Source organism: Paraburkholderia sp. (genome assembly GCF_034668105.1).
Lineage (GTDB): Bacteria > Pseudomonadota > Gammaproteobacteria > Burkholderiales > Burkholderiaceae > Paraburkholderia.
In genome coordinates, this window is record NZ_JAXDPY010000453.1 from 1 (window position 1) to 8,431 (window position 8,431).

The 8,431-nt window shown below is 62.9% G+C and carries 8 protein-coding genes; 7 read left to right on the forward strand and 1 reads right to left on the reverse strand.

Going from position 1 to position 8,431, the window contains the following annotated elements; translation table 11 throughout:
- The 7 genes from QOC89_RS20350 to QOC89_RS20380 all read left to right on the forward strand — a co-directional run.
- A partial coding sequence (locus tag QOC89_RS20350; RefSeq protein ID WP_323046666.1) for a tryptophan synthase subunit alpha occupies positions 1 to 187 on the forward strand: 187 nt, incomplete at its 5' end.
- 81 nt (positions 188 to 268) lie between these two features.
- A complete protein-coding gene (accD, locus tag QOC89_RS20355; RefSeq protein ID WP_091804851.1) occupies positions 269 to 1,141 on the forward strand; it encodes an acetyl-CoA carboxylase, carboxyltransferase subunit beta in 873 nt (290 codons plus the stop codon).
- Positions 1,142 to 1,318: 177 nt separating this feature from the next.
- On the forward strand, positions 1,319 to 2,629 hold the full coding sequence (folC, locus tag QOC89_RS20360) for a bifunctional tetrahydrofolate synthase/dihydrofolate synthase (protein ID WP_323046667.1): 1,311 nt from the start codon (positions 1,319 to 1,321) through the stop codon (positions 2,627 to 2,629).
- A 29-nt stretch (positions 2,630 to 2,658) separates the two neighbouring features.
- Positions 2,659 to 3,594, forward strand: coding sequence for an SPOR domain-containing protein (locus tag QOC89_RS20365; protein ID WP_323046668.1), 936 nt, complete (start codon positions 2,659 to 2,661; stop codon positions 3,592 to 3,594).
- A 7-nt stretch (positions 3,595 to 3,601) separates the two neighbouring features.
- Positions 3,602 to 4,096 carry a CvpA family protein gene (locus tag QOC89_RS20370; protein ID WP_179739466.1) on the forward strand — a complete coding sequence of 165 codons (495 nt, stop codon included), beginning with the start codon at positions 3,602 to 3,604 and terminating at the stop codon, positions 4,094 to 4,096.
- Between the two features lie 135 nt (positions 4,097 to 4,231).
- Complete coding sequence (gene purF, locus QOC89_RS20375; RefSeq protein WP_323046669.1) at positions 4,232 to 5,782, forward strand: amidophosphoribosyltransferase; 1,551 nt, start codon at positions 4,232 to 4,234, stop codon at positions 5,780 to 5,782.
- A gap of 304 nt (positions 5,783 to 6,086) precedes the next feature.
- Entirely contained in the window at positions 6,087 to 7,277 is a 1,191-nt protein-coding gene (locus QOC89_RS20380) for an O-succinylhomoserine sulfhydrylase (protein WP_323046670.1), read from the forward strand.
- A gap of 31 nt (positions 7,278 to 7,308) precedes the next feature.
- Here QOC89_RS20380 and QOC89_RS20385 read toward each other — a convergent pair.
- Positions 7,309 to 8,431: MFS transporter (locus tag QOC89_RS20385; protein ID WP_323046671.1), on the reverse strand; the 1,123-nt coding region annotated here is incomplete at its 5' end.

Here is an 8,431-nt window from a genome sequence, read left to right on the forward strand (position 1 = left end):
CGTCGGTTTCGGCATCCGTGACGCGCAAACGGCGCGTTCGGTGGCCGAAGTTTCCGATGCCGTCGTGATCGGCAGCCGCATCGTGCAACTGCTCGAACAGGCGGCCCCCGAAACCGCTGCCGAGACACTGACGCGTTTCATCGCCGAGGTGCGCGAGGCGCTCGATAGCGTCGCGACTGCCCGATAACAGTAATTTTTTGTCTCCTGTAACGTGTGCGGCGGGTTTGTCCCGCCGTTTGCGCAACCGGTTGACCCAGAGGGATTCAATATGAGCTGGCTCGATAAGCTGCTGCCGCCAAAAATCAAACAAACCGACCCGAAGAACCGCAAGGGGATTCCGGAAGGCCTGTGGATCAAGTGCCCGTCGTGCGAAGCCGTGCTGTACCGCAATGACGTCGAGGCCAATCTGCATGTTTGCCCGAAGTGCGACCATCACATGCGCATTGGCGCGCGTGAGCGGCTCGACGGCCTGCTCGATCCGGAAGGCCGCTACGAAATCGGCCAGGAAATCGTGCCGGTCGATGCGCTCAAGTTCAAAGACAGCCGCAAATACCCGGATCGCCTGAAAGAGGCGATGGACGACACCGACGAAACCGACGCGATGGTGGTGATGGGCGGCGCCATCCACACGCTGCCGGTGGTGGTCGCATGCTTCGAGTTCTCGTTCATGGGCGGCTCGATGGGGTCGGTGGTCGGCGAGCGCTTTGCGCGTGGTGCGCAGAACGCGCTCGAACAGAAAGTGCCGTTTATCTGTTTCACCGCTTCGGGCGGCGCACGGATGCAGGAAAGCCTGCTCTCGCTGATGCAAATGGCGAAGACCACGGCCATGCTGACCAAGCTCGCCGAAGCCAAGCTGCCGTTCATTTCCGTGCTGACCGATCCGACCATGGGCGGCGTGTCGGCGAGTTTCGCGTTCCTGGGCGACGTGGTGATCGCGGAACCGAAAGCGCTGATCGGCTTCGCCGGCCCGCGCGTGATCGAACAAACCGTGCGTGAAAAGCTGCCGGAAGGCTTCCAGCGCGCCGAGTTCCTGCTGACAAAGGGCGCGATCGACATGATCGTCGACCGTCGCAAGCTGCGTGAGGAGATCGCGCAATTGATGGCGCTGTTGAGCCATCAGCCCGCGGACGCAGTCGCTTAAGCGTTTGAATGACTCGAGCCGCGCCTTTGCGCGTGGCCGCCGTCGGCAAAGCAGCAATTCAGCACGCCGGCAATGATCAAAGCAGTCTCCAAAAATAGCGCGCCGCGAGAGTCATCAAGCGGCGCGCTGTCATTTCCGGGATAATCACGATCTCGCAACGCAGCACAGATTCACTCGATGACCACATTCCCCACCCTCGACGCGTGGCTCACGCACCTTGAATCCGCGCATCCGGTCGGCATCGACATGGGTTTGGGCCGTATCACGCAGGTACGCGACGCGATGCAGTTGTCGTTCGCGTGCCCGGTCATCACGGTCGGCGGCACGAACGGCAAGGGTTCGACCTGCGCGATCCTCGAATCGATTTTGCTGCGCGCGGGCTTCACGGTCGGCTGCCATACGTCGCCGCATCTGCTGTCGTTCAACGAACGGGCGCGCGTGAACGGCGAAATGGCGAGCGACGCAGCGCTGCTGCCGCATTTCGAAGCCGTGGAAGCCGCACGCCTGAGTCTCGCCGAACCGGTCACGCTGACTTACTTCGAATTCACGACGCTGGCGATCATGAGCCTGTTCGCCTCGCGCGGACTGGACGCGGTGATCTTCGAAGTGGGCCTGGGCGGCCGTCTGGATGCGGTGAACATCCTCGATACGGACTGCGCGATCATCACCAGCATCGATATCGATCACACCGAATATCTCGGCGATACGCGCGAGAAAATCGCTTTCGAAAAAGCCGGCATTTTCCGCCCGGGCAAGCCGGCGATCTGCGCCGATCCGGTGCCGCCGCAAACGCTGATCGATCACGCTGAGAAGATCGGCGCCGAACTGTGGCTATTCGGCCGCGATTTCCGCTACGAAGGACAGGCAGGCAGCGAGCGCCAGCAATGGAGCTACGTGGGCCCGACGATGCGCCGTTCCTCGCTCGCCTATCCGGCGTTGCGCGGCGCGAATCAGTTGATCAACACATCCGCGGCGCTGGCCGGTCTAGAAGCGCTGCGCGACCGTTTGCCGGTGTCGGCGCAGGATATCCGGCTCGGTCTCGCCAACGTCGAACTGCCGGGGCGCTTTCAGGTGCTGCCCGGCAAGCCGTCGATCGTGCTCGACGTCGGCCATAATCCGCACGCCGCGGCGGTGTTGGCGCAAAACCTCGGCAATATGGGCTTTTTCCCGTACACCTACGCGGTGTTCGGCGCGATGCGCGATAAGGACATTGGCGGCGTACTGTCGCACCTGAAGGGTGAAATCGACCACTGGTGCGTAACTGGTCTGCCGACTCCGCGTGCAGCTTCGGCGGAAGAACTCGAAGCGGCTTTGCGCGAGCAAGGCGTGAGCGAAGGCAGCGACAGCAGTGTGACGCGCTACGCAACGCCGGCCGCTGCTTTCCAAGACGCGCTAAAACGGGCGTCAGAGAATGATAGAATTGTGGTTTTCGGCAGTTTCTATACGGTAGCCGGTGTAATGGCCTACCGTAAATCGCAGCAACACTGAACGGGCGCCAGGCTCGAACCAAGCGATTCATGGGAATTTTCTCGTTCGGCAAGAAAGACGACGCGCCCACCCGGCGCGGCGCAAACACCAGTTCCACGCGGGCCGCCCGTGGCGAGCGCGTGGAGCGGCGAACCCGCCGCACGGAGCGCACCGTGGATGCCGATGCGATGCTGCTCGACCCTACGCTGCCGGAAAAGCAGCGTGCGCGGCGCAGACTCGTCGGCGCGATTGCGCTGGTCATCGCAGCGGTGGTGATTCTGCCCATGGTGCTGGATTCGCATCCCAAGCCCGTTACTGACGACATCTCCATCGATATTCCAAGCCGTCCCGCGCCGAAGGTCGCCAGGACCGACGAAGACACGCAGGCAGGTGTAGCACCGGATAACCCAGCGCCTGACGCGGCACTCGCCGCTTCCGGCCTTGCGCCGACAACGGCAACCACGCAAGGCCAGTCCGGCGCTGCTAGACAGCAGAGCGCGGCAACGAGCGCGGCGTCCGCAGCCAAACCGGCTGTGAAACCGCAAGCGCCCGCCGCCGTCGCCGTCAATACGGCGCCCGCGGCGCCCATTGCGCAGACGCCTGCCAAACCGGTCAAGTCGGCCAAACCGGCCAACGCGCCCGCCACGCAAAGCGCGGCGAACGTTTCGGCACAAAACGAAGACAGCGCAAATACCACCGCCGCTAGCGCGGACGCGAATTCCGGCACGCCGGCGTCGCCGCCGGGTAGCCGTTTCGCCGTCCAGCTCGGCGCATTTGCGAACGACGCCAACGCGCGCAATTGGGCCGCCAAGTTGAAAGCGGCCGGCGTGCCCGCATATACCGAACATCGGAAGCAGGCCGACGGCTCGACGCTCACGCTATTGCGCGCCGGTCCATTCGCCGATCGTGCAGCGGCGAGCGCCGCGATTGCGAAGGTTCGCGAGGCCGGCTTGACGTCGGGCGCGAACAGCGGCGCAGCACAGTAAGCGAGCGATGTTCACTGCCTTCGACTACGCTGTAATGGCGGTGATCGGTTTGTCGGCCTTGCGCGGCACATGGCGCGGTTTTTTGTCCGAGATATTCGGGCTGATCGGCTGGATTGCGGCGTTTTTCATTGCTTGCCGCTTCGTCGGTTATGTCGTGCCGTATATCCCTGCCACGTGGCCGGGCGGCGCACTGACCCAGTGGCTCCTGGCGTTTGCGCTGGTAGTAGTCGGCGTGGTGCTGGTGGCAAGCGTGCTGAACGCGTTGCTGAGCCGCCTTGTGCAGGCAACCGGCTTGAGCGGCGTGGACCGCTCGCTCGGTTTGATGTTCGGCCTCGTGCGCGGGGTCGTTCTGGTGCTGGTTCTGGTCGCCCTTGCAGGCTTGACCGAACTGCCCCAACAGGAATTCTGGCGCAACGCCTTGCTTCGGCCCTATGCGGTCGAGGGCGTGCACGTAATGAAACCGCTGCTTCCCGAGACGCTCGCTGCCTACGTCCGCGTGTGACGATCAAGCGAACGGATAGAGGAACGCAGCAGGACTCCGGCGCAATCCGGTGCCTCTCTATACCGTCGCGTACCCTCGCGCAGCATCGCAGGCATCGGCCGCCGTTACGAATTTCGTACCTTTGAAGGACATGCCATGTGCGGCATCGTAGGCGTAGTTTCCCATTCTCCGGTCAATCAGCTGATCTATGACAGCCTGCTGCTTCTGCAGCACCGCGGTCAGGACGCCGCCGGCATCGCGACAGCGAACGGCAGCAATTTCCACATGCACAAGGCGAACGGCATGGTGCGCGACGTGTTCCGCACGCGCAACATGCGCAGCCTGCCCGGCACCACCGGTATCGGCCAGGTCCGTTACCCGACCGCCGGTTCCGCATCGAGCGAAGAAGAAGCCCAGCCGTTCTATGTGAACGCGCCGTTCGGCATCATCCTGGCGCACAACGGCAATCTGACCAACTGGCAGCAGCTGAAAGATGAGATGTTCCGCATCGATCGCCGCCACATCAACACCAATTCCGACACCGAAGTGATGCTCAACGTGCTCGCGCACGAATTGCAGCTGTCCAGCTCGGGTCTGCAACTGGATCCGGCCGCGCTGTTCAAGGCGGTGTCGGGCGTGCATCGCCGGGTGCGGGGTTCGTACGCGATCGTCTCGCTGATCGCCGGTTACGGTCTGCTCGGCTTCCGCGACCCGTTCGGCATTCGTCCGCTGTGCCTCGGTAAGCAGGAAACGGCCGAAGGCGTCGAGTGGATTCTGGCGTCGGAATCGGTCGCGATCGAAGGTATCGGTTTCGAATTCGTGCGCGATATTGCGCCGGGCGAGGCGATTTTCATCGATATCGAAGGCAATCTGCATTCGCAGCAATGCGCAACTAACCCGAGCCTGAATCCCTGCATTTTCGAACTCGTGTATCTCGCGCGTCCGGACTCGGTGCTCGACGGCGTGCCGGTCTACAACGTGCGTTTGCGCATGGGCGATTACCTCGCCGAGAAGATCAAGCGTGAATTGCCGGATGTCGCGATCGACGTCGTGATGCCGATCCCGGATTCGTCCCGTCCGGCCGCCATGCAGGTCGCGAAGAAGCTGGGCGTGGAGTATCGCGAAGGCTTCTTCAAGAACCGTTACGTGGGCCGTACCTTCATCATGCCGGGGCAGGCCGTGCGCAAGAAGTCGGTGCGCCAGAAGCTCAACGCCATGGGCATCGAGTTCAAGGGCAAGAACGTGCTGATCGTCGACGATTCGATCGTGCGCGGCACAACCTCGCACGAAATCGTGCAGATGGCACGCGACGCCGGCGCGAACAAGGTGATCTTCGCTTCAGCGGCGCCGCCGGTGAAGTACCCGAACGTCTACGGTATCGACATGCCGACACGCGGCGAACTCGTCGCACATGGCCGCACGGACGACGAAGTCGCGCGCATGATCGGCGCTGACCATCTCGTTTATCAGGACGTCGACGCGCTGAAGCAGGCGGTGCGCGATATCAACCCGGCGCTGAAGGAATTCGAAGCCTCGTGTTTCGACGGCAACTACGTCACGGGTGATGTCACGACCGAGTACCTCGACCGCATCGAGACCGCGCGTCTCGCACCGTCCTCGCAATCGGATCGCGACGCCGCGAGCGAAGCGATCGACGGCGGCGCGCCGGCGCGTTCGCAATTGCATCTGCAGTTGTCGGTGGGCTAAAAGCAATCCGGCTCGCGGCGTGACGTGGGGCTGCACGCCACCTCACGCCGCGAGCGTGTTAGCATGACGGCTTGCGTCGATTTGATCTCAGCTTGCGGACGCGGGGCAACCCGAAACAGCTAAAGCGAAGGGTGGAAAAGTCGCAGTCATCCGCCTCCGCTCCAGCTTTCCCCCGCACATGAAGCCCGCTTATGCCGACGCAAAAGCGGGCTTTTTTGTTGCTGCCGTTTGGTGTCACGCGCTCCTTTTTGGGTGCGCCGTAGACACCGAACCCAGCCATGGAACATTGGAAACCAGAACCAACATGGACGACTCCCTCAACTTCGATACGCTGGCAGTCCGCTCGGGCACAGTGCGCAGCGACTTCAACGAACATTCGGAAGCAATTTTCCTGACCTCGAGCTTCGTCTTCGCGAGTGCCGCTGACGCCGCCGAAAAATTCAGGAATTCCGAAGACAACTACACCTATTCGCGCTTCACAAACCCGACCGTCTCGATGTTCCAGGACCGTCTGGCCGCGCTCGAAGGCGGCGAAGCGTGCATGGCCACGGCTTCGGGGATGGCCGCGATCATGTCGGTGGTGATGTCGACGCTGCAGGCGGGCGACCATCTGGTCAGCTCGCAAGCACTGTTCGGTTCGACGCTCGGCATGTTCTCGCAGATCTTCAGCAAGTTCGGCATCGTCACAACCTTCGTCGATCCGACCGATCTGGACGCGTGGAAAAACGCCGTGCGCCCGGAGACGAAGATGTTCTTCCTCGAGACGCCGTCGAACCCGCTGACCGAAGTCGCCGATATCGAAGCGATCAGCAAGATCGCGAAGGCAGCGAATGCGATCTTCGTGGTCGACAATTGCTTCTGTAGCCCGGCGTTGCAACAGCCGCTGAAACTCGGCGCGGATGTTGTGATGCATTCGGCCACCAAGTTCCTCGATGGCCAGGGTCGTGTGCTCGGCGGCGCGCTGGTCGGTTCGAAGCAATTCATCATGGAGAAGGTGTTCCCGTTCGTGCGTAGCGCCGGGCCGACCTTGTCCGCGTTCAACGCGTGGGTGCTGCTCAAAGGTATGGAAACGCTGTCGTTGCGGGTCGAAAAGCAGTCGGCGAATGCGCTGGAAATCGCGGGCTGGCTCGAAACGCATTCCGCCGTGAACCGCGTGTTTTATCCGGGGCTCGAATCGCATCCGCAGCACGCGCTGGCCATGCGTCAGCAGAAGGCGGGTGGCGCGATCCTGTCGTTCGAACTGAAGGGTGATACGCCTGAGCAGATGCGCGCGAATGCCTGGCGCGTGATCGACAGCACGAAAATCTGCTCGATCACCGGCAACCTCGGCGACACGCGCACCACCATCACGCATCCGGCCACGACCACGCACGGGCGCGTGACGCCTGAGGCGCGTGCGGCGGCGGGGATTAGCGAAGGCTTGATCCGTCTCGCCGTGGGTCTGGAAAACGCCGGCGATATCCGCGGCGATCTGGAGCGCGGTTTGGCGGGTTAGGCCGTAGAGGAACGGGTCGCCGCCTGAACGCTTATGCCGGTGGCGTTAGGCGCGGGCGGTGCATCGTGACGAGTACGATGAGCAGCGCCAACATGAAGAGCGCCGCCGATGTGGCAGCGGAAATCGATAGCGCCTGGGTAAGTTCAGCCTTGGCGTCCAGTTCCGAAGCCGAAGCCGAAGCCGAATCGGTGAGCGTGGGCGCTGGCGCGGCGCCGCCAAGCGTCAGATCGACAACGAAGACGACAAGCGCCGTGCCCATCGCGCCGCCAATATAGTGCGTCGCGTTGATCAGACCGGAGGCCGCGCCGGCATCACGCGGCGCCACGCCGTCAATGCCGGCTGTTGTAAGCGGCACTAGTGCGGCACCGGAGCCGATCCCCAGCATCACGATGGGCAACGCCAGATCGGCGAAAAATTCGCTGCCTGCATCCACCTGGCTCAGGCACAGCATGCCGACCGCCGCGATCAACAGTCCGCCTGTCAACAGACCTTTGCCGCCCAGCCGCGGCATCAAACGTGGCACCCCGACCACCACCATCAGAAACTGCGTGACCGACAACGGCAGGAAGGCGAGCCCCGCGCGGAACGCGCTGAATGCCAGAACTTCCTGCGCGTATTGGATCAGGAAAAAGAAGGTCCCCAGCATCCCGCCTATCAGCAGCATCCTGCCGACGTAAGCGCCTGAACGTTGTGGGTTGGCGAAGAGCGCGAGCGGGGTGATCGGTTGGCGCGCCCGCTTCTCGATGAGAATGAAGGCCGTGAGCAATAACCCGGCGGCGCTCAGCGCCGCCGCGACGGGTGGGTCTCCCACTCCTGTCGGCACGCCACGCACGAGTCCATACACCAGAAGACTGGTGCCGAGGGTGACAGTCAACGCGCCGATGCAGTCGAAATGCCCGCGGTTGCGCGGCGCTTCGGGCAGGCACCTCAGTCCCGCCATCAGCAACAGCGCGCCGATGGGCACGTTAATGAACAATACCCAGCGCCAGGAGGCGAAATCCGTCAGGATGCCGCCGAGCACCAGGCCCGCTGCGCTGCCGCCGCCCGATACCGCCGTGTAGAGGCTGATGGCGCGCGCCCGCGCTGTGCCATCCGGGAAACAAAGCATCAGTAGCGCAAGCGCGGACGGCGCGGCAAAGGCGCCGGCTATGCCT

Bases quoted from the DNA above. Each gene is read 5' to 3' on its own strand.
- accD (WP_091804851.1), top strand. From the start codon at position 269: ATGAGCTGGCTCGATAAGCTGCTGCCGCCAAAAATCAAACAAACCGAC.
- folC (WP_323046667.1), top strand. From the start codon at position 1,319: ATGACCACATTCCCCACCCTCGACGCGTGGCTCACGCACCTTGAATCC.
- QOC89_RS20365 (WP_323046668.1), top strand. From the start codon at position 2,659: ATGGGAATTTTCTCGTTCGGCAAGAAAGACGACGCGCCCACCCGGCGC.
- QOC89_RS20370 (WP_179739466.1), top strand. From the start codon at position 3,602: ATGTTCACTGCCTTCGACTACGCTGTAATGGCGGTGATCGGTTTGTCG.
- purF (WP_323046669.1), top strand. From the start codon at position 4,232: ATGTGCGGCATCGTAGGCGTAGTTTCCCATTCTCCGGTCAATCAGCTG.
- QOC89_RS20380 (WP_323046670.1), top strand. From the start codon at position 6,087: ATGGACGACTCCCTCAACTTCGATACGCTGGCAGTCCGCTCGGGCACA.